Genomic DNA, 25,931 nt, shown 5'->3' on the forward strand with positions numbered 1-25,931 from the left:
GATAACCGCGACGACACCGATCGTCGTTCCTGAATCATGACGACTCGTGATGATCATGACGGTGATCCGCAACTGAAGATATGCAAGGGGGATGTGAATGAACGGTCAGCATGGCATACCGCCGACGCAGCCGCCGACGGATCGGCAGGATCCCAGGCCATCACAGACCCCGCCAACCCCTCCGGTATTCGATTCACCGTTGCGCCGCACCACGCTGAGTTCGCTCGTCGACGCCGCCAGCCGTGCGGCCAACGCCACCCGACCGGTCCGGCCGGCCACCATCGGTGTGGTCATCGCGTTGATCGGCGTACTCGCCGTCGGACTGGGCGTCTGGGGGATCCTCTCCGGGCTGCCCATACAGATCGTGCTCGGCCTCGCCCTGGTATTCGTCGGCGTGGCCGTCGGATGGGCACAGATGAGCTTCATCATGGACGACCGGCTCCACCCCGAAGTCCACACCGGCAGATTCGCCGTCGTCGTGACCGCGGGCAGCATCGCCGTCACCATCGCCGGTGTCCTCGTCATGTTCAGCCTGACCATGCAATTGGGAACGCTGCTCAAAGGCGCGCTCGCAGGACTCGTCATGATCGCGGCGCTCGCCGTCATCATCGCCCCCTGGTGGATCAGCCTGATCGCCGATCTAGGTAAACAACGGGCGCAGACCGCCCGCGAGGAGCTCCGCGCCGACATCGCCGCACGACTGCATGACTCCGTGCTGCAGACGCTCGCCCTGATCCAACTGCAATCGTCGGATTCCGCCAAGGTGGCGGCGCTCGCCCGCGCACAGGAACGTGAACTGCGCGAATGGCTGTACGGCGATCCGGAATCCACCGCGGCATCCGCGGCAGCGGCGTCTTCGGGTGCGGGACCCGCTGGTATGAGCGCTGCGGCAATGGCATCCGGGGCGGGATTTCCTAGTACCTCGCCGATCCCTCAACGGCCGGCATTCCCGTCGGCATCGTCTACGAACGCGTCCGTGACCGCGTCTATCCCGGCCGCATCCATGCGCAATGCCGCCGCTCCGGAACCGTTCTCCCGCGTACTCAAACGCGTCGTCGCCAATGTGGAGGACTCGTGCGAGCGCCCGATCGATGTGGTGACTGTCGGCGAATGCGCGACGGTGCAGGAATTATCGTCGTTGCTCGATGCCGCCGCCGAGGCCATGACCAACGCGGCCCGGCATGGCGCTCCGCCGATCTCCGTCTATATGGAGGCGAACGATGTCAAAGTACAGGTGTTCGTGCGCGATCACGGGGACGGTTTCGACGTGAACGCATTGCCGGCCGGGCACCTTGGGGTCAAGGAGTCGATCATCGGCCGCATGCGGCGGTCTGGGGGCACGGCCGAGATCGTCTCGCGGCCCGGTTGGGGTACGGAGGTCCGTCTTTCCCAGCCGTTGCAGCGGTAAGGAAACGTGACGCGGTCCGGCGGCGCAGTAAGGTGAGGAATGATGTCGAGGAACGACAAGGAGGAACGGGGAATGACGCAGTCAATGGGGACGGATGCGGCACAGTCAAGTCGGTTGGCACAGTCGGATCAGTCGGCGCCCAAGACGACCGCAATCCAGTCGGATACGGCAGTCAAACGATCCGTGCGCATCGGCGTGGTTGATGATCATGATCTGTTTCGTGCGGGGGTGATCGCGGCCATCACCGCCGGCTCCGACGACATTGAGATCGTCGGACAGGCGGGGGACGTGCAGTCGTCGGTCCGTATGATCGCCGAAACCCGTCCTGACGTGGTGCTGCTCGACGTGCATGTGCCCGGCGGCGAGGGCGGCGGCGGATCCGAGATCATTCTGCGTAGCATGCCGTACGCGCCGCATACCCTGTATCTGGCACTGTCCGTGTCCGATTCGCCGACCGACGTGGGCGCGGTGATCCGTGCCGGCGCCCGCGGCTATGTGACCAAGACGATCACCGCGCCGGACCTCATCGCGTCGATTCATCAGGTGGCGGAGGGCTATGCGGTGTTCAGTCCGAAGCTGGCCGGATTCGTGCTCAATGCGCTTGGTCCGGGCAGTCCGCAGGGCGGTGTTCAGGGTGCCACGCCCGACCCGAGCGCCGACTACAACCCTTACGCACAGCCGACGCCGACTGCGGCACCGGTGCCGGACGACGACATCGATATCGACGTGCTCAGCCCGCGCGAACAGGAGGTCATGCGGCTCATCGCCCGCGGCTACTCCTACAAGGAGGTGGCCGCCGAACTGTTCATCTCGGTCAAGACCGTGGAAACGCACGTCTCCAAGGTCTTGCGGAAGCTGCAGCTCTCCAACCGCGGCGAACTCGCCCGCTGGGCCGCCTATCGTCGCATCGTCTGATGCGGCACCGGTGGTCAGCGGCCAGTGTCAGTGGTCAATGAGCAGTGGTCAGTGGCCACTAAGCAATGGCCAATGAGCAACTGAAACGTTCCATAAGCAACTGAACAGCCGAAAAGTGAGATAGACCACCAAAAATGAGACCGCTCCCTCTGTAGTGTGATCACACTAAAAAATGCGGGTGTTGGAATTTCAACGTTTGGGGGGCATTGGTCACGATAGTGTGATCACACTAAGGAATGGGGAGGAGTGTAAACCCCCAGCGTTTCTGTTGTTGCCGGCTTGTAGACTGGAATTTTGGTTACACCACAACAATCAGAAAAGGAGGAAGATATGGGCCAGGATCACAACCCCGACGTGGAATCGGTATTCGATCTTGCAGCTGCTGCGGCGGCATCCAACGGAGGGAACAACGACCCGCTGCTGCCTCCGGCTCGTTTCATCGGCTCCCCGCAGAAGCCGAGTCGCATGCCGTACAACAAGTACGCATCCTACGAACTTCAGGTGCCGTTCAGCTTCCCTGAGCGCACATGGCCGAACAAGACGTTCAAGCGTGCGCCGCGCTGGTGCTCCGTCGATCTTCGCGACGGCAACCAGGCACTGGTCAATCCGATGGATTCCGAACGCAAGCTGCGCTTCTGGAACCTGCTCGTCTCCATGGGGTACAAGGAGATCGAGGTGGGCTTCCCGTCCGCGTCCGAGACGGACTTCGACTTCATCCGCATGCTCATCGAGCGTGAACTGATCCCCGACGACGTCACCATCGTGGTGCTCACCCAGTGCCGTGAGCACCTGATCCGCCGCACCTACGAGGCGCTTCGCGGCGCCAAGCGCGCCATCGTGCACTTCTACAACTCCGTCTCCGTGCTGCAGCGCGAGGTCGTGTTCCGCAAGAACCGCGAGGAGATCAAGAAGCTCGCCACCGACGCCGCCGAACTGTGCAAGGATCTCGAGGGTGAGGCCGAGGGCATCGACCTGTACTACGAATACTCTCCTGAGTCGTTCACCGGTACCGAGCCAGAATACGCCGTCGAGGTGTGCAACGCCGTGATCGACGTGATCAAGCCGACGCCGGAGCACCCGATGATCATCAATCTGCCGGCCACGGTGGAGATGACCACGCCGAACGTGTTCGCCGACGAGGTGGAATACGTGTCCACGCATCTGAAGAACCGCGACGCCATCGTGCTGTCCCTGCACCCGCACAACGACGAGGGCATGGGCGTGGCCGCCACCGAGCTGGGTGTGCTGGCCGGCGCCGACCGCGTCGAGGGCTGCCTGCTGGGCAATGGCGAGCGTACCGGCAACGTCGATCTCGTCACGCTGGGTCTGAACCTGCTCACGCAGGGCGTGGACCCGCAGATCGACTTCTCCAACGTGCCGGAGATCCGCAAGACGGTCGAATACTGCAACCAGATCAAGATCTCCGAGCGTCATCCGTACGCGGGTAACTTCGTGTTCACCGCGTTCTCCGGCTCGCATCAGGACGCCATCAAGAAGGGTCTGGAGGCCCGTCAGATGGCTGCCGACCGCGCCGACGCCGATCTCGACAAGTTCGTGTGGCTCGTGCCGTACCTGCCGATCGATCCGAAGGACATCGGCCGTACCTACGAGGCCATCATCCGCGTGAACTCGCAGTCCGGCAAGGGCGGCATGGCCTACCTGCTCAAGACGAACCACAACCTCGACCTGCCGAAGCGTCTGCAGGTGGAGTTCGACAAGATCGTGCAGAAGTATGCCGACGACACCAAGAAGGAAGTCAAGGACGAGGACATCTGGCGCCTGTTCAAGGACGAGTACCTTCCGGTGGAGTCCGGCGGCACCACTGCGGCCGGTCATGTGGTGGGCGACACGTCCGATGCTTCGTTGAAGCAGTGGGGTCGTCTCAAGCTGCTCAAGGTGTCCGTCTCGTCCGGTGAGGACGGCTCCGACACCGTGCTCAAGGCCCGTCTGCTCGATCGCGGCACCACTCCGGATGCCGAACCCGTTGAGCGTGACCTGTCCGGTGTGGGCAACGGCCCGATCGCCGCGTTCATCAACGCGATCTCCTCGCTGGGTATCGACGTGTCCGTGATGGATTACGTGGAGCACACGATGACCGCCAGCACCGACGCCATGGCCGCTTCCTACGTGGAGGCCGAGATCGGTGAGAAGCCCGAATCCCAGGTGATCTGGGGTGTGGGCATCGATTCGTCGATTATCACCAGCTCGCTGAAGGCCATCATCTCCGCGGTCAACCGCTCCGAGCGCTGATGTTCCGATAGGTTCCGCCGATGCCGCGCTCCGTCGTGCTTGACGGGGCGGCGGCTGAGGAGCCCACAATACGATATGAAAACGCCTGAGGGGCCGATCCTGTAATGGGATCGGACCCTCAGGCGTTAGTCGTTAGCCGTTAGGGCTGTGTGCGTAGACGTTGTGGGCATGTCTCGGGCACTTGGCACTTGACGGCTGGCACTTGACGGCTGGCACTCAGTTGACTGGTTGTGAATGTTCGTTGACGTGCACAACCAGTCAACCAATCAACGTGCACCCACAACCAGCCTCCGGATCAGTTGCCGATGTTGATATCGGGAACGCTGATATTCCCGTCTCCGATTCCGGTGTTGCCGGTTCCCGTGCCACCGCCCGTTCCCGTGCCGCCGGTGTTGCCACCAGTTCCGGTACCGTTCTCGGTGCTGCCGGTTCCGGACCCGGTGCCGGTTCCCGTGCCGCCGCCCGTGCCGGTGCCACCGGTGCTGCCGGTTCCGGTGCTCGGCGTGGTTCCGGTTCCGGTGTTGCCGGTTCCCGTGCCGTTCTCAGTGCCGGTTCCCGTACCACCACTGTTCTCGGTTCCGGTGGAGGTGCCTTCACCGGTGGTGTCGGTGCTGTCGGACTGGTTCTTGCTGGTGCTGCCGGACGACGAGCCGGACGACGAGGAGCTCTTCCTGCTGCCGGTTCCCCAGGTACCGTCGGGGCCGCCGATGGTACCGGTGTCCTTGGCGGTGGGGAAGTCCTCATCCTTGGCATCCGCCAGCGCCTGCTTCATGTACTGGGTGAACATATGCGCCGGGTATCCCGAACCGTGGCTGTAGCCGGCGAAGGTCGGGACCTCCTGTGCGGAGCCGTCGCTGCCCGGATACCAGATGGCCATGTAGGTGAGCACGGAGGGCGTGAAGCCCACGAAGCTCGCCGCCTTGCTGTCGTTTGCCGTACCGGACTTACCGGCCATGGTGATGCCGATCGACCTGGCTTCCTTACCCGTACCGGACTGGATGGTGCCGGTCATGGCCTTGGTCACCAGCGCCACGTCGTTGGCGTCGAACACGCGCTCGGACGACGTGGAGGACGTGTACAGGGCCTTGTTGCTGCCATCGGTCACCTTGTTCACGATGTGCAGCGACACCTTCTGGCCCTGATTGGCGATGGTGGAATAGCCGCGCACCATGTCGTACACGGTCAGGCCGGAGTTGCCCAGCACCGTATAGGAGTCATCGGTGATCGTGCCCTTGATACCCGCGGTCTTAGCCGTGTCGATGATCGTCTGCGAGCCGAGATGCTGCGCAAGATCCATGTACACGGTATTCACGGAGTTCGCGGTGGCCTTGTACAGATCGATGTAGCCGTAGCTCACGCCGCCGGCGTTGTTCATCGGCGTGGTGAGTCCGGGGAACGATCGCGGCGAGTTGCCGTTGAACGTGGTGCTCAGGTTCACGTCTTTCTGCACGGTGGCGAGCAGCGCGAACGGCTTCATGGTGGATCCGACCTCGAACGTGGACTGGGTCACGTTGTTGAGGCTGTGCGTGAGGTAGTCCTCGCCCGCGTACAGCGAGATGATCGAGCCGTCCTTCGGGTTCACGCTCATGCCGCCAGCCTCAAGTCCCTCCGGCACGGTGTCGGAATTGGCCGTGGGGCTGACCACCTTGTACATCTCATCCTGCCGCGTCTTGTCGATCGTGGTGATGATCTTGTAGCCGCCGGTGTCGATGTCGGTTTCGGTGAATGCCTTGGACGCCACGAGCTCGTTGCGCACCATCTTGAGAAGGTAGCCCTTGGTGCCCTGATAGATGTTGTCGGTGGACTGCTGCACCGTGTCGGGCATCTTCGCCTCGCTCTTCTCCTGAGCGGTGATGTAGCCGTCCTCCTGCATGATGCTGAGCACGCGGTCGAAGCGCTGCTGGGCCATCGTCTGATTCACGGCCGGATCCCAGTTGTTCGGCGAGGGGATGATGCCGGCGATCGTCGCGGCCTCGGACAGCGTGAGATCCTTCGCGTCCTTGCCGAAGTACGCCTGCGCCGCGGCCTGGATGCCGTATGCGTTGCGTCCCAGATAGATGGTGTTCATGTAGTTGCACAGCACCGTGTCCTTATCCTGGGTCTGTGCGATCTTCAGGGCCAGGAACGCCTCCTTGACCTTGCCCTTGTACGTGGTGGTTTCGCCCAGATAGTAGCGTTCCGCGTACTGTTGGGTGATGGTGGAGCCGCCCTGACGCGTGCCCTTGGTCACGTTGTTGATGAGTGCGCGGCTGATGCCCTTGATGTCGATGCCGCGGTCCGTCCAGAACGTACGGTTCTCGGATGCGACGATCGCGTTGCCCACATAGTCGGGCAGTACGGAGCAGTCGATGATGTCTCGGTTCTGCTCGGCGAACGTGCCGATCTCGGTAGTGCCGTCGGAATAATAGACGCGTGTCTTCTCCGCCAGAGCCACATCCTCCGGATTGGGGACCTTGGTGGTGATGTACATGAACGCGAACAGTCCGATTCCCGCCACGAGGCATGCGGCGATGAAGATGAGGAAGCCCTTGAGGATACGATGCTTCTTCTGCTTCTTCGGCGGCCTGTGCGAGCTATGTCGCCTGGAGGGGCGAACGGTCGATGCCGCTTCGCCGGTCGCGGCCGAAGAGCCGGATCGTATGGATCGAGGAGTCTGAGAAGCCATAAGGGTCAGGCTACCCCCGAAAACTTGCGATTTCATGGCGAATTTTGGGAATGTTCATAGGATTCGTACGTTTTTCGGGCGTTTGCACGGCGTGTTTTGCCAATCGGTGTTGCGCCGGGCTGTGGAAGTTCATGGGGTATTCAATCCGCCGCGTAGCGACTGACCACTCGGTGGGCTAACGTTGGTGTGTTTAATTGCCTGTTGATCAGAATGTCAGCCGGCGTTAACCTGACGACGATGATAAGGAGTGCCGCGAGTGACTGAGGTACGCGAAGAAACCGAGATGGAGGCCACCACCGGGGATACCGCCGCCGATGGCGTGATCGACTCGTCCGACGTGGACATCGCCGACTTCGACCTGCGACGACCCCGTACCAGGCCGTTCGGATGGCGGTTCTATCTCGTCTCCTTCCTCATGGTCGACATCGTCGCGGTGGGCCTGCTGCAGTGGAGCGTGTGGACGGTCGAACCGCTGCGTGGATTCGGTGGATTCATCTCCAAGATGTGGACGAGCAACGAGTATCAGTTCCTGCTTAATCTGCTGATTCTGGCGGTGGTGTATCTGATTCTGATCGTGCTGGTCAATCGGTTCTGGATCGCATCGGTGGTGTTTCTGTCAATCGTCGGGTTCTGCGCCGTCGCGGATCGGTTCAAGGTGATGGTCCGATACGAGACGATCAAGCCATCCGATCTGGGCTTCCTGAAAAGCGACGCCGGCAGCATGCTCGGGTTCATCCCCACGGGATCGTCCCGAGTATTCATGGATGCGGCCATCTTCTTCCTTGCCATGATCGTGATCGGCTATTCGCTGCATCAGCGTGACGGACGACGTGGATTCATCGATCTGCACGGTCGGGCGAAAACCGCCGTCGCGCGAGTGGTGCTCATCGTATGTCCGGGACTGTTCCTCGGTCTGTTCACCGCCGGTCTGGCCAACACCGGATCGTGGTCGTACAACTTCGCGCAGACGCTGGGCGATTCGCCGAAGCTGTGGGATTCGGTGATCGATGCGCAGGCCAACGGCACGCTGATCGGCTTCCAGCGATTCGTCAATCCGAAGGTCATGGACGAGCCGGCGAACTATTCGGAGAAGACGATGGCTCAGGTCGCCAAGCGGTACACGCAGGCGGCCAACGAGATCAATCAGACCCGGGAAAGCAATCTTGAGGACAGCACGGTGATCATGGTGCTGTCGGAATCGTTCTCCGATCCGACGCGAGTGCCGGGACTGGCGCTCAACAAGGATCCGATGCCGAACGTGCGCGCCATCAAGTCGCAGACCACGTCCGGTCTCATGCTGTCCGCAGGCTACGGTGGCGGTACGGCGAACATGGAGTTCATGGCGCTGACCGGTCTGTCGATGGCGAACTTCGACGCATCGCTCAGCTCCCCGTACCAGCAGCTGATCCCCAAACTCGGCTGGACGCCCACGTTCAATCAGCTGTGGAACGACGGCAAGGATTCCGAGGCGTTCCATCCGTACGAATCGTCGATGTACTCACGGTCGTCGAACTACAAGAAGTTCAAGTTCAGGCATTTCTGGACGTTGAACGAACCGGACGTGATCGCCCACCAGTCGAAGATCGACTCGTCGCCGTATGTGAAGGATTCCGACGCCTACCAGAGCCTGCTGGAGAAGATCGACACGAGCAAAAGCCAGTTCCTGTCCGTGCTCACCATGCAGAACCATATGAGCTACGACAACTGGTATTCGAATAACGAATTCCAGGCCACGAGCACCACCGGTGATCCGCTGGGCCTCGATGAGACCACACAGATCCAGACGTATGCGAAGGGCGTGGAATACACGGACGAAGCCACCAAGGCGTTCCTCGACCAGCTTGACAACATCGACAAGCCGATCACCGTGATCTTCTACGGGGACCATCTGCCCGGCGCATACGCGTCCGCCTCGGAAAACACCGACAATTCGGTGGCGCTGCACGAGACCGACTACTTCATCTGGTCGAACAAGGCGTCCGGATCGCACGGCACCAAACTGCCCGATTCGACCACCGCATACACCTCGCCGAACTATTTCATGGCGCAGGCGGCCGAACACATGAACGCGAAGGTGAGCCCGTACCTGGCGTTCCTCACCCAGCTGCACGACAAGGTGCCCGCGATGGAACCGCCGGTGGTCAACAAGATCCAGAGCTGGTCGCGCATCCCCGACGGTCAGGCGCTGTACCTCGACAAGGACGGCAACCGCGTGGACATCACGCAGGCCGACAAGGCGACGCGGCAGCTGCTCGAGGACTACAGGCTCATCCAGTACGACATCACCGCCGGCAAGGGGTACCTCAAGGATCTCGACTTCATGTCGCTGCCCAAGACCGAAGCGCTGGAAGACGCCGAGGAGGCTGCCAAGCTGCCGGTGGGCACCAAGAACGCAGGCGAGGTGCCGATGGTCAACGGCAAGCTGGCCGCCGCTGCCGCCAGCCAGCAGGAGGGGCAGAACACGCAGAACTCCGCGCAGTGAGCGCGGGGTGTCGGCGTAATGGCGTCGGCATGCAACTGATATAACAGCAGACGGCCTTGCCGGGAGTTCGATATATCCCGGCAAGGCCGTCTCGTTTTAGGTGTTTTAGGGGGGTCTGCGTTCTGCGTCACCAGCGGTTGAGCAGCGGGGCGACCTCCTCCACGTAGGCGGTCAGCGCCGTGTCGATCACCTGATGCATGTCGTAGTACTGGTACGTTCCCAGACGTCCGCCGAATACGGTGTTCGGCTCGAGCTGCGCCTTGGTTCGATACTGATCGTAGGTGTTCCGGTCCTCGGGGGTGTTGATGGGGTAGTAGGGCTCGTCGTCGCGGGTCGCGAACCGCGAATACTCCTCCCACACCACCGTCTTGCCTGGCGCATACGATGCGGCGCGTTCCGGGTTGAAGTTCCTGAACTCGATCGCACGCGTGTACGGCACGTCCGCGTCGGAATAGTTCATGACCGGGCAGCCGAGGTGGTCATCCTCGTCGTAACGGCGTTCCGTGAAGTCCACGGTGCGCCAGCGCAGCGCGCCCAGCTCATAATCGAAATACCGGTCGATCGGGCCGGTGTAGATCACGGGAACACCGGCCTCGGCCAGCGCGCGCTTGTTCAGCGGCTGCGACTCGTCGAAGAAGTCCACGCCAAGCTTCACTTCGATGCGCGGATCGGCGATCATTCGCTCGAACCACGCGGTATAGCCGTCCTTCGGCAGTCCCTCCCACGTGTCCTTGAAATACCGGTTGTCGTAGTTGAATCGTACGGGCAGTCGCTTGATGATGGCGGCCGGCAGTTCACTTGGATCGGTCTGCCACTGCTTGGCCGTGTAGTTCTTGATGAACGCCTCGTACAACGGCTGGCCGATGAGCTTCCGACCCTGTTCGTCAAGGTTTCTGGCTATGCCGTGTGCGTGCTCGCCGGCCTGGCGCTCAACCAGCGTGCGGGCCTCGTCGGGCGTGTAGTGCGCGCGGAAGAATTGGTTGATCGTGCCCAGATTGATCGGCAGTGGGTAGACCTCGCCGTCATGCGTGGCGTACACGCGGTGCACGTAATCCGTGAACTCGGTGAACCGGTTGGCGTATTCCCACACGCGACGGTTCGAAGTATGGAACAGATGCGCGCCGTACTTGTGGATTTCGATGCCGGTCTCCTTGTCGAAGTACGAGTAGGCGTTGCCGCCGATGTGGTCTCGTACGTCGATGATCAGCACGCGGGCGCCGGCATGTTCGGCCGCCTGCTGTGCGATGGTCAGGCCGAACAGGCCCGCTCCCACGATGACGAGATCGGCGTTGACGGGGGTGGTGATCATATATGGTCCTCGACTTCTCTCATGGCAGACGCGCGGTTATGCGCGATTGTGTTTGAAACCGTGCCGTTCCATCGTACTGGGTATTCCAATGTGGGCGGGGGCGTGGGCCCGCGTGGGCCTGCGTCATGCCGCGCCGGAGTAGCGATGTCCGTGGATGTGCGGTATAGTGTGAATTCGGCTCCTACGCGGCGTCATGCCGCCCAACTCCCCCAGGGCAGGAATGCAGCAAGGGTAAGTGGTCTCTGTCGGGTGCGTAGGGGTCTTCTCTTTTTCTCTTCTTTTTTATTCTCGGCTGTAGTTGTTCTCGGACGTGGCTGTGCCGTGGCCAGATGCCGGTGCGGAATGTGATCTCGGTGGCCAATCCTTGAGTTCTGTGCGGATTCGCTACCTATGCAGATATCAATCTTCGAGTTCTGTGCGGTCTGAATCGGAAATCCCGAGTACAAACGTTGGAATTTCAAGCCTCATACTTCGCATATCTGCTTTGGAACGCACAGAACTCGAAGATTGGTGTCCGCAGGGTCCTGGAATCCGCACAGAACTCGAAGATAGGCCTATGCTTGCGGTGTTTGTCGTGAGAATGATGCTGTGTTCTCGGATCCGATACTGTTTTCTACCATGTCGTCCCCTGTGTTGTTGTGCGTTACTGGGACCGGTCGTGTCGTACTATAGTTGGTGTAACGTTTTATCAAGCGGATTTCCGTGATGTGATTCCCGGTAACGACTATAAATGCATCAATGGCAGTGACGTAGTGCACGTGATTCGTGAAGGAGCGAATATGGCAGAGAACCCGACGAAGATCATTCTTGATTCCGACCCCGGCCACGATGATGCGATGGCGATTCTGCTGGCGCTGGGCAATCCGAAGATCGAACTGCTCGGTGTCACCACCGTCGGTGGTAACCAGAGCCTCGACAAGGTCACCTACAACGCCCGCGCCGTACTCGAGGCGGCGCACGCCACCGACATCCCTGTGCACGCCGGTGCTGATCGCCCGCTCGTCCGTCCGCTCAAGGTGGCCGCCGCAGTGCACGGCGACACAGGCCTCGACGGCGTGGAGCTGCCCGAGCCCACCCGTCCGCTCGACCCTGGCCATGCCGTCAACTGGATCATCGACACGATCATGAACGCTGAGCCGAAGACCATCACCCTCGTGCCCACCGGCCCGCTGACCAACATCGCGCTGGCCGTGCGCATGGAGCCGCGCATCGTCGATCGCGTCAAGGAGGTCGTGCTCATGGGTGGCGGCTATCACGTGGGCAACTGCTCGCCGGTCGCCGAATTCAACGTGGCCACCGACCCCGAGGCCGCACACATCGTGTTCAACGAGTCCTGGCCGATCACCATGGTGGGCCTTGATCTCACGCATCAGGCGCTGTGCACCCCCGATGTGCAGTCGCGCATCGACGCCATCGGCACTGATCTGTCCAAGTTCGCCAGTGGGCTCATGGACTTCTTCCGTGAGGCGTACAAGAACAATCAGGACTTCGTTGATCCGCCGGTGCATGATCCCTGCACCGTCGCCTACCTGATCGACCCATCCGTGGTGGCCACCCGTCGCTGCCCGGTGGACGTGGAGATCCACGGCGCGCTGACCACGGGCATGACCGTCGCTGATCTGCGTGGGCCGGAGCCCAGTGCTGAGGAATGCCACACGCAGGTGGCTGTGAAGCTGGACTTCGAGGGATTCTGGGGTCTGATCATCGACGCCATCAAGGCCATCGGCTGACTTTGCCGTCTGATGTGCGGTGCCGTTGCTGCGGTTGCCGCAGTTGAGCGATAGCGCCGCCCGTCGGGCATATACCCGACGGGCGGCACCCTTTCGGCTGCCATGGATCCGGCACGGCTCTCTTAGTGTGATCACACTAAGAAATGGGGATGGGGTCAAGCAGCATGGTGTCGGTGGTGGGAAGGTGACCGTATGTTATCGCTCTCAGGCGGAAACCATTGGGATTATTGGCGACACTCCGTACGTAACATCGAATTTGCATAAAATTCATCTGGGACTTATTGTATTCGAGTTGCTTCACGAAGGGGACTTCGGGAAGGCGACATGCGCCAGTAGCCCAGCGGATTAGAGCATCTGACTACGGATCAGAAGGTCGCAGGTTCGAATCCTGTCTGGCGCACTTAAGGCCTCGGAAACAATAGTGTCCGAGGCCTTTCCAATTTTCAGCGTTGTTTTTTGGGTTACAGGCCAGAACGTGTCCGTTTTGGGGCGTAGGGCCTTGTCTCGGCTGGTGTGAATGCAGGCGACGTGACCCTTTCGGAGTCGAATGGGCATCCGTCCCCGGACACACACTTTGCGGCCTATGACCTTGGCCATCACCGGTGCTTGTTCGGCATAGGCGTGCGTCCGATGAGTACGGAGTATCCTCTCCGATGCTTGTTTGCCGTATGCGTGCGTCCGATGAGCACTTCCACCGTTGGGTGCCCTTCGCGGTCCTGCCGTTCTTCTTCATCGCCCGACCGCAGATCGGGCACTTCTTCGCCTTGCTGGATTTCGTTCTCACGACATCCAGCCCGCCACCCGACCCATGGCACAAGCCGGCTATTTTCCCGCCGTCGAAAATAACCAGCCGACACGCCTACTGTCACAAGGCCAGATGCCAGTTATAAGCACCACAAAAGTTCCTATAACCCGGACTTCCATGATTCGTACTCCTACAATGAGGCGCATGACCAATACCGTGACAAACACGACAAACACCGAGTACGATTTCTACGCCGCCGGCCCGTTCTTCAACCCCGCCGAGGTGACCAGCATGGAACGCCTTGAAGCCACGCTGGAATCCCACGGCAAGAAGCTGTTCAAGCCGCGTTTCGAGTCCGATCTCGCCGCCATCGGTGCCAAGGCCTGCTTCGAGGCCGATGTCGAAGGCATCCGCAGCGCCAAGGCCGTGATCGCCAATCTGATCGACGACGATCCGGGCACGATGTTCGAAATCGGCTACGCGCACGGCATCGGCAAACCCGTGTACGCCTACCTTGACGGCCTCAAGGATGGTGGCGCCGTGAACATCATGATCTCCCAGTCCGTGGATGCCATCTTCACCTCCGCCGAGGATCTGGCACGATTCCTGGAGACCGGCGAGCATACGGACCCCGTCCTCAAGGATTTCTGATCGTCTCGCTCAATCTTGGCCAGATGGAGGCGTCGCCGCGTCGTCATCGCAAGACGTGATGGGTTCCGTTCCGCCTTGTCTCCCCACCCTGCCGTCCTATCTCCCGCTCGCTAGGTCTTTTCGCGGCTTTGCAGACTTCTAACCCTCGTTCGGTAGGCACCCAAGCCAGGAGAACCCCGGTGGGATCGCACCACAGCCGTTGAATAATGGCCAAACCATGCCGGTTACCGTCGGAGCGTCTGCCTAGCGAAGAGGGGAAAGACCTCGGCGATTCGTATATTCTGCCTAGCGAGCGGGGGATAGCCTCACGGACAGCGGTTCTGCAACGGTTTGGGCCCCGTCGGCTCTAAAGTCATGACTATGAGTGACAAGAAGCCATCGAATCTGTATTTCGAACCGTTGGATCCGGAACCCGACGATTCCTCCGCCACGCAGTCGTTCCCGCCGGCCGCTTCCTCGGGCAATCCGGGATCGGCGGGAATGGCTCCAAACGTGGCGAACACGTCGGGTCCCGGAACTCCCGGCGCCCTGTCCCCGCTTGAGGCTGAGGCGCTTGGACTGCAAGGGGAGCCGTCAAGCGCTCTCGCATCCCTCGCACAGGTTGCAGACGACGATGACGATGCATCCGTCACCAGACGCGGTAAACGAGGCCGCGGCCTCAGTCAATCCGCGGCGACCGACGATTCCGTGGACCCTCGCATGCCACGCGACCGGTCCGATGACCTGCTCATCAGCCGTCCCCGCATATCCAGCGTGGTGCTCTGCGTGGTGTTCGGTCTGGTGCTGCTCGCCATCGCCGCCGTCGTGTATCTGGTGGGCGTGGGAACCGTGGGCGGCCAGGAATACGACAATCTCGCCGTCGACGGATTCGCCAACGCGCTTCCGGGCTGGCTCGCCGCCCTATGCGCGCCGCTTGCCGCATCCGTGACACTTGGCCCGACGTCCATCCCGGTCATGGCTTTTGCCGATATCGTCTTCGGCGTGGTGGCGCTCATCGTGGCCATCGCACGCAAACGCTGGCTCGTGATCGGACAGCTCGTCACGCTCGCCATCGTCGCGTTTGCCGCCGCCGAACTGCTGAAGAAACTGCTGCCTCGCCAGGTCTACGACGTATCGATGATCAAAACCGAAGGCAACACGGCCCCCTCCGGTCACATGACCATGGTCGTGGTGGCCGCGCTCGCCCTGCTGTGCGTGGTGCCGCGCGTCTGGCGCGCACTGGTCGCCGTGGTCGCCGCCGTATACGCATCCCTGTCGGGCATGGCGCTGCTGGTCGGCGCATGGCATCGTCCGTGCGACGTGATCATGGCGGTCGCGCTTGCCTCCGGACTGGCGTTCCTGGCATTGGCGGTTACTCGTTCGTCGGGCATGGACGAGCCGGGCACTCGTGCATCGTCGGCCAGCATCCAGATCGTCGGCACGGTCATGATCGCCGGTGGCATCATGGCGCTCGCCTACGGCCTGTACGTGGTCTGGCAGTTGGCGCCCGGCCTGCAGTACAGCGCCAAATGGGCATCCTCGGCGGCGCACGGATCGGCAGGCATCCTGATCTGCGGGTCCGTGATGCTCACGTTCGGACTCATGCTCGCCATGCGTCACATCACCGCCGCTCCGCTGTCCAAGATCGGTCTGGTGGGTGCCCCGCCCGCGCCGCCGCGCAAGCGCTGACGCTTCGATCGGCCCGCCCGCGCCGCCGCGCCGCCGCGCCGCCACCTGCCGTGATCGGCATCACGCCAACGACGTGTTCGAACTGCCGATTCGTCAAACCGGGCGAGGTCATGGTTATTATGCACTGTAGTTGACCAAGAAGGAGAGACCATGACTGACGGCACCAAGCTCGTTATCGTCGAGTCGCCCACCAAGGCGAAGAAGATCGGCGGTTACCTGGGCAAGGGGTATGAGGTGATGGCGTCGGTGGGCCACATCCGTGATCTGGCCCAGCCCTCGCAGGTTCCGCCCAGCCGCAAGGAGAAGTTCGGCAAGTTCGGCGTCGATGTGAACGATGGATTCGAGCCGTATTACATCGTCAACGACAACAAGAAGTCCACGGTGGCCGAACTCAAGTCCGCGTTGAAGAACGCCGACGAACTCTATCTCGCAACTGATGAGGATCGCGAGGGAGAGGCCATTGCCTGGCATCTGGTGCAGACGCTCAAGCCCAAGGTGCCGGTCAAGCGCATGGTGTTCCACGAGATCACGCCGGAGGCGATCAAACGATCACTCACCGCCACGCGAGACGTGGATGGGCACATGGTCGACGCACAGGAGACCCGTCGTGTGCTCGACCGACTCTACGGCTACGAGCTGTCCCCTGTGCTGTGGCGCAAGGTTGGGCCGGGCCTGTCCGCCGGCCGCGTGCAGTCCGTTGCCACCCGACTGATCGTCGAGCGCGAGCGCGAACGCATGGCGTTCGTTCGCGCCTCGTACTGGGATGTGCTCGCCACGCTGGTGGCCGCGGACGGTGATGTGGACGCCGGATTCGATTCGCGTCTTGTCTCACTTGGTGGCCGTCGTCTCGCCGTGTCCAAGGATTTCGGTGCCGACGGGCAGCTCACCGACGCAGCGCGCAAGGACGAGCCGGTCGTCATGGACGAGTCGCTGGCCAACGCCGTCGCCGAGGCCGTGCGTGACGTGCCGTTCGTCGTGCGATCTCTGGAGACCAAGCCGTATCGTCGTCGTCCCCAGCCGCCGTTCACTACGTCCACGCTGCAGCAGACGGCCGGCAATCGTCTTGGATTCAGTTCTCGTGCCACCATGCGTGCCGCGCAGGGCCTGTACGAGAATGGTTACATCACGTATATGCGTACCGATTCGGTCACGCTGTCGCAGGAGGCCATCGCCGCCGCTCGCGACGAGGTGAGCAAGCGGTACGGCGAACGGTTCCTGTCGGACAGCCCGAAGCAGTATGTGACCAAGACCGCGGGTGCGCAGGAGGCGCACGAATGCATCCGCCCGGCGGGTTCCACGTTCCGTTCCCCGGAGGAGTTGGCGAGCCGTGTGCCGCCGGACCAGCTGAAGCTGTACACGCTGATCTGGCGTCGTACGCTCGCCTCGCAGATGGCCGACGCCACCGGTTCCACCGCAACCGTCCGTCTGGGGGCCGACTCCGGTGCCCACGGCGAGGCGCTGTTCCAGGCGTCCGGCACGGTGATCGAGTTCCCGGGCTTCATGGAGGTGTACGGGGGAGTGCGTTCCGCGTCCGGTGCCGCCGGCAAGAACGGTGGTGATGACGGCAAGGGCAAGACTGCGAAGGACACCGAGAACGTATCGCTGCCGCCGATGGCCGTGGGCGACGCGCTGCATGCCGTCGACGTCGATTCCGCAGGCCACGAGACTCAGCCGCCGGCGCGCTACACCGAAGCGTCGCTGGTCAAGACGTTGGAGGCCAAGGAGATCGGTCGCCCGTCCACGTATGCGAGCATCATTTCCACGATCATCGATCGCGGGTACGTGTATGAGAAGGGCCGTGCGCTGATCCCGTCCTGGCTGGCGTTCTCTGTGGTCAAACTGCTTGAGACGAATTTCCCACAGTATGTGGATTATCAGTTCACCGCGCAGATGGAGAACGGTCTTGATCAGATCGCGCGCGGTCATGAGAGCGGCCGTGACTGGCTGACGCGATTTTACTTCGGCACCGGCGAGGGTACGGTGGATTCGCCCGAGACCGCGCATAAGGGCCTGCAGCAGCAGGTGGCGCAGCTGGGTGACATCGACGCGCGTGAGATCAACACGATCGACATCGGCGACGGACTGCATGTGCGCGTGGGACGATACGGTCCGTATCTTGAGGACACGAAGAACCTTGACGACGAGGGCAATCCGAAGCATGCGTCGATTCCCGACACGCTGGCCCCCGACGAGCTGACGCCCGAGGTCGGTCATGAGCTGATCGCCACGAACTCCGGTGGCCCCCGCGTGCTGGGCACGGACCCGGTCACCGGTGGAACCGTGGAACTGCGCAAGGGGCGGTTCGGTCCGTATGTGGCGCTGATCACGCCGGAGATGCAGGCGCAGGCCGAGGCCGAGAAGGCTGCGGAGAAGGAGGCTGAGGAGAAGGCTCGCAAGGCCGCCGAGGAGGCCGCCGCCAAGGGTGAGCCGGCTCCGAAGCGCCGCACTACGCGCAAGAAGAGCGCCGCACCCAAGCCGAAGATGGCCTCGCTGTTCAAGACCATGAATCCTGAGGCGCTGTCGCTGGACGACGCGCTGAAGCTACTCAGCCTGCCCCGATTCGTTGGCACGCTTGAGGAGGCGAATGCGGAGACCGGCGAGATCACGAAGGCCACGGTCGAGGCCAACAACGGTCGTTACGGTCCGTACCTGACCAAGACCGTCGAGGGCGGCAAGGCCGAGACCCGATCGCTGGGTAGTGAGGACGAGATCTTCACTGTGGATCTGGCCAAGGCGAAGGAACTGTTCGATCAGCCCAAGTACGGTCGCGGACGTGGTCGTGCGGCGGCCAAGCCTCCGCTGCGTGAACTCGGTCCCGATCCCGACACCGCCAAGCCGGTGACGATCAAGGATGGTCGTTTCGGCCCGTACATCACCGACGGTGAGACGAACCGTACGCTGCCGCGGCAGTTCACTCCCGAGTCGATCTCCCCGGAGGAGGCGTTCCGTCTACTCGCCGAGAAGCGTGCCGCTGGTCCGACCAAGCGCCGGACCGCGCGCAAGTCGACGAAGTCGACATCGACCGCGAAGAAGACCACGACCCGGAAGACGACCGCCAAGAAGACGACCAAGACCACGGCGTCGAAAACGTCAACGTCGTCGGCGTCGAAGTAACCGTAACCGTTACGTGGGCCGTATCTTGCGTTACGTGGGCCATGTATACCCGAGCAATACAGTTGTATAAACATTGTAATTTCAACGTTTTCGGGCACTGCGTCATCTGGGCCGGACGGCCCACGTAACGCAACACGGCCCACGTAACGGCCCACGTAACGCAAGTCGGCCCGTGTGACGCGCCTCGGCGAAAGTTGGCACGCGCCGATACGGTAGAAGGCATGGCTGGACTGTTCATTTCCTTTGAAGGCGTTGACGGCGTGGGCAAGACCACGCAGGTGGAGCGACTGCGGCAATATCTCGAATCCCGCGGGCGTACAGTCGTCATGACCCGCGAGCCGGGCGGTACGCCGTTGGGCGTGGCCCTGCGCAAACTGCTCCTGCACAACGTGTCGTCAAGCAACGTGTCGTCAGGCAACGTGTCAGACGGTGCGTCGCCGGATTCCGGCACGGCAGGCAATCCCCTCGCCGACATCGCCCCGCGCGCCGAAGCCCTGATCTTCGCCGCCGACCGAGCCCAGCATGTGGCCGAACTGATCCGCCCGGCATTGGACCGCGGCGATGTGGTGATCACCGACCGGTATCTCGATTCCTCGTTGGCGTATCAGGCCGGCGGCCGCGAGCTCACTCCCGCCGAGATCCGCAATCTGAGCCTGTGGGCCACGAATGGTCTGCTGCCGGTCCGCACGTATCTGCTCGACATGGATCCGTCCGTCTCCCATACCCGTCTGCAGCATGAGGCCGATCGTATGGAGTCCGCCGGCGACGACTTCCAGAACCGTACGCGTCGCGCGTTCCTTGATCTTGCGTCGGCCGAACCGGATCGTTTCCGTGTGATCGACGCCGCGCAGTCCATCGATCAGGTCTGGTCAGCGATCCAGTCGGATATCGACGATCTGCTCCGCACAATGCACAATATGCACGACGATCGTGTGAACGACGACTGCAGTGTGCACGACGTCCCTAGCACACACGACGACCGATCGGAGAGCCGATGACCAGTAATGACACGTTCACCGCGCCGCAACCACAGTCCGCAACGACTGTGCTCGTCCCGCAGCCGCAGCACACGCCCGCCGTCTGGTCAACGATCGTCGGACAGCGTCCCACCGTGGAACTGCTGTCCCGTACGGCCGCGACCACCGCCGACATCGCTCAGTCCTGGCTGATCTGCGGTCCCGCCGGCTCCGGCCGTTCCAACGTGGCCCGCGCATTCGCCGCCGCGCTCGAATGCCCGAATCATGGCTGCGGCGAATGCTCTACCTGCCGCCATATCCTCGCCGGCACACATCCGGACGTGACCGTGCTCGCCACCGACAAGGTGACCATCGGCATCGATGAGGTCCGTGGCATCATCGAGAAATCCGAGCAGATGCCCAGCACCACGTCGTGGCGGATCATCATCATCGAAGACGTGGATCGTATGCTCGAACGCACCACTAACGTGCTGCTCAAGGAGATCGAGGAGCCGGCCGCGCACACGATCTGGCTGTTATGCGCGCCGAGTGCGCAGGACGTGCTGCCCACCATCCGTTCGCGTACGCGCGTGGTGAATCTCGCCATTCCCAGTGATCGTGCGGTCGCCGAATTCCTGATGACATCGGTGAATCCCACACTGCCGGATGACAAGCGCTTCACCGAGCATGTGGCGGCCCGCGCCGCGCGACTGGCCGAGGGGCATATCGGCATCGCCCGGCTGTACGCCACGAACGAACGTGTGATGACCGACCGTGACACGCTCGTGGTGGGCGTGCTCAATTTGACCAAGGCGTCGGACGCGGTATTGCTCGCCGATCATCTGATCTCCGACGCCAAGGCGCAGGCCGAGGCGGAGATCGATGCGCAGACCGCGCGCGAACAGGCCGATTTTCGTCGTGTCAACGGATTGGGGGAGAAGGACCGAATTCCGCCGAAAATCCGTGGTGCCTACAATGCGATCGGCAAGAAGGGGGACGTGCGGCGGCGCGTGACACGACGCAGCCGTGACGTGCTCGACCGCGGGCTCAATTCCATCGCCAGTGTGTATCGCGACGTCGCCGTGCTGCAGAATGATGCCGAGGGGTCCGTCGGCATCGTCAACAAGGAGAATCGCACGGCCATCGCCGAGCTTGCGTCGCGTCTGAGCCGTCAGCCGGCCATCGAACGACTGGAATACGTGGCCGAGGCCCGCCGTCGTCTCGCGGGCAACGGCAATCCGCTGCTGGTGTTTGAGGCGCTGTTCTGCGCGTTGATTGTGTCGTGACGTTGATCGCACGCTGATCGTACGGTGATCGCGACGAAAACGGACAACGGAGTCCGCCACAAAGGAGAATCCCATGAACATCACTGGTGTTGGCATCGGCCACGGTGTTGCGATCGGTCCGGTCGTTCGCATGGCTGCCGCGCTGCCGGAGCCGTCCGATATGCCCCGCTCCGAAAGCGTTCCCGCCGCAGTGGAGATCAACAGAGCTGCCGTTGCGCTTGCTGCGGTGAACGCCGACCTGCGTCGTCGCGCCGAAGAGGCCGCCAACGGCGATGACGGTGCCAAGCAGGCCGCTCCGATCCTGCAGGCCATCGCCATGTTCGCATCCGACCCATCGATGGCACGGAACATCGCGACGCTTATCACCAACGGCAGGACCGCCGAACGTGCCGTGTTCGAAGGATTCGGCGCGGTTGAGTCCGTGTTCGAATCGCTCGGCGGCCATCAGGCCGAACGTGCGGCCGATCTGCACGATGTCGGCCAGCGCGTCATCGCCGATCTGATGGGACTTCCCGCCCCCGGCATCCCGTACAGCGAGACCCCGTTCGTGCTCGTGGCCGAAGACCTGTCGCCCGCGGACACCGCCTCGCTTGACATGACCAAGACGCTTGCCATCGTCACCTCGCAGGGTGGTCCCACCTCGCACACCGCCATTCTGGCCCGCGCCCGCGGCATCGTGGCGGTGGTGTCCGCCGCCGGAGCCGAATGCCTGACCGACGGCGAGATGGTGATCGTCAACGCTGCCAAGAACACCGTCGTGGCCGATCCGACCGACGACGAGATCACCGTAGCCGAAGCCGCGCGCGCCCACGCCGCCAAGACCAAGGAACTGCGCGGCAAGCCCGGCTCGCTCAAGGACGGCACCCACATTCCGCTGCTCGCCAACGTGTCAGACTCGACCGACACCGACACCGCACTCGAATACGGTGCCGAAGGCGTGGGCCTGTTCCGCTCCGAGTTCCTGTTCATCGGCAACACCGAACCGCCGACCGTCGCGGAGCAGACCGCCGCCTATGCCGAACTGCTCAGTCGTTTCCCCGGCAAGAAGGTCGTGATCCGCATGCTGGATGCCGGCGCGGACAAGCCGATGCCGTTTCTCACCCCGGAGGATGAGCCGAATCCTGCGCTGGGACTGCGAGGTCTGCGCACCCTGCGCGTGCATAAGGACATCATCGAAGGCCAGCTCAAGGCCCTTGCCGCTGCCGACGCCCAGACCGACGCCGACCTGTGGGTCATGGCGCCGATGGTGGCCGACGAGCATGAGGCCTCCTACTTCGTCAAGCTTGGCAAGAGCTTCGGCCTGAAGAAGGTCGGCGTGATGGCCGAAGTGCCGTCCATCGCCATGGTGGCCGACAAGGTGGCCAAGGTGGCCGACTTCGTGTCGATCGGCACCAACGATCTGACCCAGTACACGCTGGCCGCGGACCGTACGCTCGGCTCGGTGGCCAACTACCAGACCGTATGGCATCCGGCCGTGTTGCGTGCGATCGCGATGATCGCCGACGCCGGCAACGCGAACGGCATGCCGGTCGGCGTGTGCGGTGAAGCCGCCGCCGATCCGGATCTGGCCGTGGTGCTCGCAGGTCTTGGCGTCAACTCGCTGTCGATGACCCCGGTGGCGTTGGACGACGTGCGTGCTGAACTCGCCAACTGGACGCTTGAGGAAGCGCGCCAGAAGGCGTCCGAGGCGCTGGACGGCGCCTTCTACAAGCCCGCCTGGGGAGACTGAACGAATCGTCTGCCGCCCGCAGCGTGGCAGACCGTCAGAGCATCACCGTGTGATGCCCGTAGCCAAGTCCGCCACCCGTCGTTACGCCGTGCGGGGACTTCAGATACGCCGTGGCATGCGCCGGCACGTCGATGTCCACACGCAATCCGTACCGTACGCCGGCGTCGTCCAACGCCACGCGTGCGGCATCCACCACGATCGGCCCGCGCACGGTGGGCACAACGGCCCGCGCCTGATCCACCGACCCACGCTTGCCCGGCTCGCCCAACTGCGGCTTCACCGTGAACGTGGCATACCCCGGCGAGGTCGGCCGAATGCCGAGCAGACCCTCCGGCAGCAGGAACGCCGGCGACGCGGCCCACGGATGCGAATACGTGGTGTTCGGCTTGAGCTCCACATCCCACGCCTCCATGGTGGCACCGGCCCCCTTGTCGATCATGTTCATCCAGGTACGCAGCCCGTCATGCGCGGCGATCAGCGCATTGGCGTCCGCGCCGAGTCCCACCTGGTACAGTCCGGTCAGGTACACGCTGGCCGCATACACACTGCATGCCATGCCCTTGCCGCGCAGGAAGGCACCCACCGCGGCGATACGATCCCGCGGCACCTGCGCAAAGGCGAGCGCGAACGCCGAAGCGTGCAGCGAATGATGTCCGATGCGCTCGCCGTCGGCCCCGTCGGTCAGTCCGTCGATATAGGCCCCGGCCTCGGCGTCGTACAGGCGATCATGAATGGCGGCGCGCATACGATCGGCGATGTGTCTGAACCGGTCGGCGTCCTCACCGCGTCCGAGCGCACGCGCAATATCGGCCATATCGGCGAACGTCTGCGAGGAGAGCGCGTTGATCACCGTGTTCACCCGACCGAATTCGAATCCGTCACGTTCCACCGGCGGCCAGTCGATCAGATCGCCGTCGGTCACGCTGGACTCGCCGGGATCCTTGACGATCAGTCCGGATTCCTCGTCGAAATGACCGAGCGGCAGCAGCGCGACCAACTGATCGTAGTGCGTGGCGATCTGCCGCATGGACCCGGTGCGCATCCATGCGTCGTGCGCGGCGAGAATCAGATACAGCGGCCATTCCGTCGGCCAGGTGCGGTTGGCGATCAGCCAGTCCACCGAATATTCGGCGAGCGCGGGAGCGTCGTCGCAGATCAGATGCGCCTGCTGCTGCAGCCATGCGTCGCCCTCGTACGGTGCCCGTTCACGCGTCCACGAATCGGCGTAGATATTGCCGTTGGTCGATTCCATGGTGTTGCGGCAGAACGCCCACACCGTGTTCAGCGTGGCGTCAGACGATGAGAATGCCGCCGAACGGTCGAACGGATAGACGAGTGCGGCGGCCTCGATGCTGGTGTTGCCGCCGTCAGCCAGTCGACGCAGCAGAGCTCGTGACGCATCGTCGTTCGCCGGAATGATCTCCACGTATCGGAACACGCGCAAGCCCCACGTTTCCATGGACGCGGTGTCGCCGGTGAGATGCCAGATGTCCTCGTACGTGTTGAACGCGCTGAGATGGTATTTCACCGACCCGTCGGCATTGAGCACCTCACCGTAGCGGATGCGCAGCGTCGGCCGTGCGTTGCCGTGGACGTTCTCTTGTGCGTTGCCTTGTGCGCTCTCGGTCTGGGACGTGCCGTGATCCGTGTCGGGCACTGCCTGCGTGATGCGCACGCCGCCCTCCCACGTGCGGCCGAAGTCCAATACCAGATGGCCGTCGTCGGTGGTGCGAATCGCGGCCGGCGCATGATACTGCACCTCGGGCTTGTCCGTAGGCGTCGGCGCGAGCGCGGCGAACGACTCGCGCACCGCCGCCGGCGACCACGCGGCATCGTCGAAACCGGGCTCGCTGAATCCGAACGGATAGTTCGCCGCCTGCACGTTCTCCGCCGGCGCCTCGAAATACTGCGTGCCCACGGATGCCGAATCCGGGTAGATCGTGGTGCCGGGCAGCGCTCGCCAATTCTCGCCCGTGCCGAAACGGGCTGTCGTCCCGTCGTCGAACATCACGTCAAGCTGGGCGAGATACCGCTGATCCTCCACCGTGTAGGCCAGTGCGCCGATGGCGTTCCGGCCCGGGCGCAGCAACGCCGTCACATCGTAGCCGTCGTAGCGTGCCTCGTTGGCGATGGGGAAGACGGGACCGTATCCGACGAACGATCCGTTGACCCAGCTGCGATGTACGAACTGGCGTGCCGCGCGCGTGCTCGATGCGGTCACGTTGAGCGTGGCCCAGCGCACCGGCTTGTCCGGCAGCGTCACCTCGCCGCGCAGGAACGCCCATCCGCGGGAATTGTGCGGGTCGGCGGCCTTGGTGTTGCCCACGAAGAACGAGTCGTCGGTCGGCGCGGTCTCTTCGTCGGGCAGGTTGAATTCGGCGGACTCGTCCACAACGCCGTCCGCCGGGGCGTCGGCCGGGACCCAGATGGGGACGGCCTGCCACCGGTCGCCGGCACCGCTGCCGAACGTCACCGGATCGGACCAGGGGGATACGTGACCATGGCCGTCCCAGACGCGCACCTCGAGCCAGTATCGGCTGGATACGGGCAGTTCGAATCCGTCGAGCGTCACGCTGACCGTGCCGTCATACGGCTGGCGTCCGGAATCCCAGACGGTGATGCCTCCTCCCGGACGATCGGTGACGATGATCTGCCAGTGCGTCCACTCGGATGGGGACGACGGTTCGGTATCGATGCCGCCATCGGCGGTGGCATCGGCGGTGGCGTCATCCACCCACCACCGCACGGTCACGGGGGTGCCGGACATGAGATCCACCGGTTCGATGCGATCGTTCACGCGGATATGTCCCACGTGGATATGGCCGAGACTGGGGGAACCCGTTCCGGGCGTATCGGCGGATTCCTGCGTCGTGGTGTTTGCCGTGGCGCTTACGGTGGTGTTTACGGCCGTCGTGTCTGCATGTGCCGGAGTCGTCATACTATGCTCTTTTCGTCAACATCATTGTTTGTGGTACGTGCATTGATGGTAGATATGACCGTGGGTTAGCATGGCTGTTGCCTGT

14 protein-coding genes, 1 tRNA gene, 1 other RNA gene and 1 pseudogene are annotated in these 25,931 nt (G+C 62.7%); 13 read left to right on the top strand and 4 right to left on the bottom strand.

The window, feature by feature from the left end:
- Positions 1–97: 97 nt before the first annotated feature.
- From BTIS_RS04800 to leuA, 3 genes are all read left to right on the top strand, one after another.
- Positions 98–1,408, top strand: a complete 1,311-nt coding sequence (locus BTIS_RS04800; protein WP_094663193.1) for a sensor histidine kinase — start codon at positions 98–100, stop codon at positions 1,406–1,408.
- A 72-nt stretch (positions 1,409–1,480) separates the two neighbouring features.
- Positions 1,481–2,323 carry a LuxR C-terminal-related transcriptional regulator gene (locus BTIS_RS04805; protein ID WP_245819303.1) on the top strand — a complete coding sequence of 281 codons (843 nt, stop codon included), beginning with the start codon at positions 1,481–1,483 and terminating at the stop codon, positions 2,321–2,323.
- Positions 2,324–2,653: 330 nt separating this feature from the next.
- On the top strand, positions 2,654–4,573 hold the full coding sequence (gene leuA, locus BTIS_RS04810) for a 2-isopropylmalate synthase (protein WP_094663195.1): 1,920 nt from the start codon (positions 2,654–2,656) through the stop codon (positions 4,571–4,573).
- Between the two features lie 295 nt (positions 4,574–4,868).
- Here leuA and BTIS_RS04815 read toward each other — a convergent pair whose 3' ends face one another.
- Positions 4,869–7,238: a transglycosylase domain-containing protein gene (locus BTIS_RS04815; RefSeq protein WP_094663197.1), complete on the bottom strand. Its 2,370-nt coding sequence runs from the start codon at positions 7,236–7,238 to the stop codon at positions 4,869–4,871.
- A 256-nt stretch (positions 7,239–7,494) separates the two neighbouring features.
- Here BTIS_RS04815 and BTIS_RS04820 point away from each other — a divergent pair, with 256 nt between their 5' ends.
- On the top strand, positions 7,495–9,720 hold the full coding sequence (locus BTIS_RS04820) for an LTA synthase family protein (protein ID WP_223848209.1): 2,226 nt from the start codon (positions 7,495–7,497) through the stop codon (positions 9,718–9,720).
- Positions 9,721–9,847: 127 nt separating this feature from the next.
- Here the strand turns inward: BTIS_RS04820 and glf are convergent, their stop codons facing one another.
- The gene (glf, locus tag BTIS_RS04825) at positions 9,848–11,029 is read right to left on the bottom strand and encodes a UDP-galactopyranose mutase (protein ID WP_094663199.1); all 1,182 of its coding nucleotides are present in this window, start codon (positions 11,027–11,029) and stop codon (positions 9,848–9,850) included.
- A 173-nt stretch (positions 11,030–11,202) separates the two neighbouring features.
- Between glf and ffs the strand changes: the two genes are divergently transcribed.
- The 3 genes from ffs to BTIS_RS04840 all read left to right on the top strand — a co-directional run bounded on the left by ffs (position 11,203) and on the right by BTIS_RS04840 (position 13,159).
- An RNA gene (gene ffs, locus BTIS_RS04830) (signal recognition particle sRNA small type) lies at positions 11,203–11,297 on the top strand.
- A 511-nt stretch (positions 11,298–11,808) separates the two neighbouring features.
- Positions 11,809–12,759, top strand: a complete 951-nt coding sequence (uriH, locus tag BTIS_RS04835) for a uridine-preferring nucleoside hydrolase UriH (RefSeq protein ID WP_094663201.1) — start codon at positions 11,809–11,811, stop codon at positions 12,757–12,759.
- A 326-nt stretch (positions 12,760–13,085) separates the two neighbouring features.
- Positions 13,086–13,159: transfer RNA gene (locus tag BTIS_RS04840), tRNA-Arg, on the top strand.
- A gap of 285 nt (positions 13,160–13,444) precedes the next feature.
- On the opposite strand, the pseudogene BTIS_RS12300 reads toward BTIS_RS04840, so the two are convergent.
- A pseudogene (locus BTIS_RS12300) lies at positions 13,445–13,543 on the bottom strand (transposase-like zinc-binding domain-containing protein); the annotation flags it as partial.
- A gap of 165 nt (positions 13,544–13,708) precedes the next feature.
- On the opposite strand from BTIS_RS12300, the gene BTIS_RS04850 reads away from it, so the two are divergent.
- The 6 genes from BTIS_RS04850 (at position 13,709) to ptsP (ending at position 22,908) form a co-directional block, all read left to right on the top strand.
- Positions 13,709–14,155 (top strand): nucleoside 2-deoxyribosyltransferase, encoded by a 447-nt coding sequence (locus BTIS_RS04850; RefSeq protein ID WP_094663205.1) that lies wholly within the window; start codon positions 13,709–13,711, stop codon positions 14,153–14,155.
- A gap of 360 nt (positions 14,156–14,515) precedes the next feature.
- The gene (locus tag BTIS_RS04855; protein WP_094663207.1) at positions 14,516–15,823 is read left to right on the top strand and encodes a phosphatase PAP2 family protein; all 1,308 of its coding nucleotides are present in this window, start codon (positions 14,516–14,518) and stop codon (positions 15,821–15,823) included.
- Between the two features lie 150 nt (positions 15,824–15,973).
- Positions 15,974–18,937, top strand: a complete 2,964-nt coding sequence (gene topA, locus BTIS_RS04860) for a type I DNA topoisomerase (protein WP_094663209.1) — start codon at positions 15,974–15,976, stop codon at positions 18,935–18,937.
- Between the two features lie 221 nt (positions 18,938–19,158).
- Positions 19,159–19,935: a dTMP kinase gene (tmk, locus tag BTIS_RS04865; RefSeq protein WP_094663211.1), complete on the top strand. Its 777-nt coding sequence runs from the start codon at positions 19,159–19,161 to the stop codon at positions 19,933–19,935.
- Complete coding sequence (locus BTIS_RS04870) at positions 19,932–21,179, top strand: DNA polymerase III subunit delta' (protein ID WP_094663213.1); 1,248 nt, start codon at positions 19,932–19,934, stop codon at positions 21,177–21,179. The genes tmk and BTIS_RS04870 overlap by 4 nt, the downstream gene beginning before the upstream one ends.
- Positions 21,180–21,252: 73 nt before the next feature.
- Positions 21,253–22,908, top strand: coding sequence for a phosphoenolpyruvate--protein phosphotransferase (gene ptsP, locus BTIS_RS04875; protein ID WP_094663215.1), 1,656 nt, complete (start codon positions 21,253–21,255; stop codon positions 22,906–22,908).
- A 34-nt stretch (positions 22,909–22,942) separates the two neighbouring features.
- Here the strand turns inward: ptsP and BTIS_RS04880 are convergent, their stop codons facing one another.
- Positions 22,943–25,846 (bottom strand): alpha-L-rhamnosidase-related protein, encoded by a 2,904-nt coding sequence (locus BTIS_RS04880; RefSeq protein WP_094663217.1) that lies wholly within the window; start codon positions 25,844–25,846, stop codon positions 22,943–22,945.
- Between the last annotated feature and the right edge of the window lie 85 nt (positions 25,847–25,931).

The organism is Bifidobacterium tissieri, assembly GCF_002259645.1.
Lineage (GTDB): Bacteria > Actinomycetota > Actinomycetes > Actinomycetales > Bifidobacteriaceae > Galliscardovia > Galliscardovia tissieri.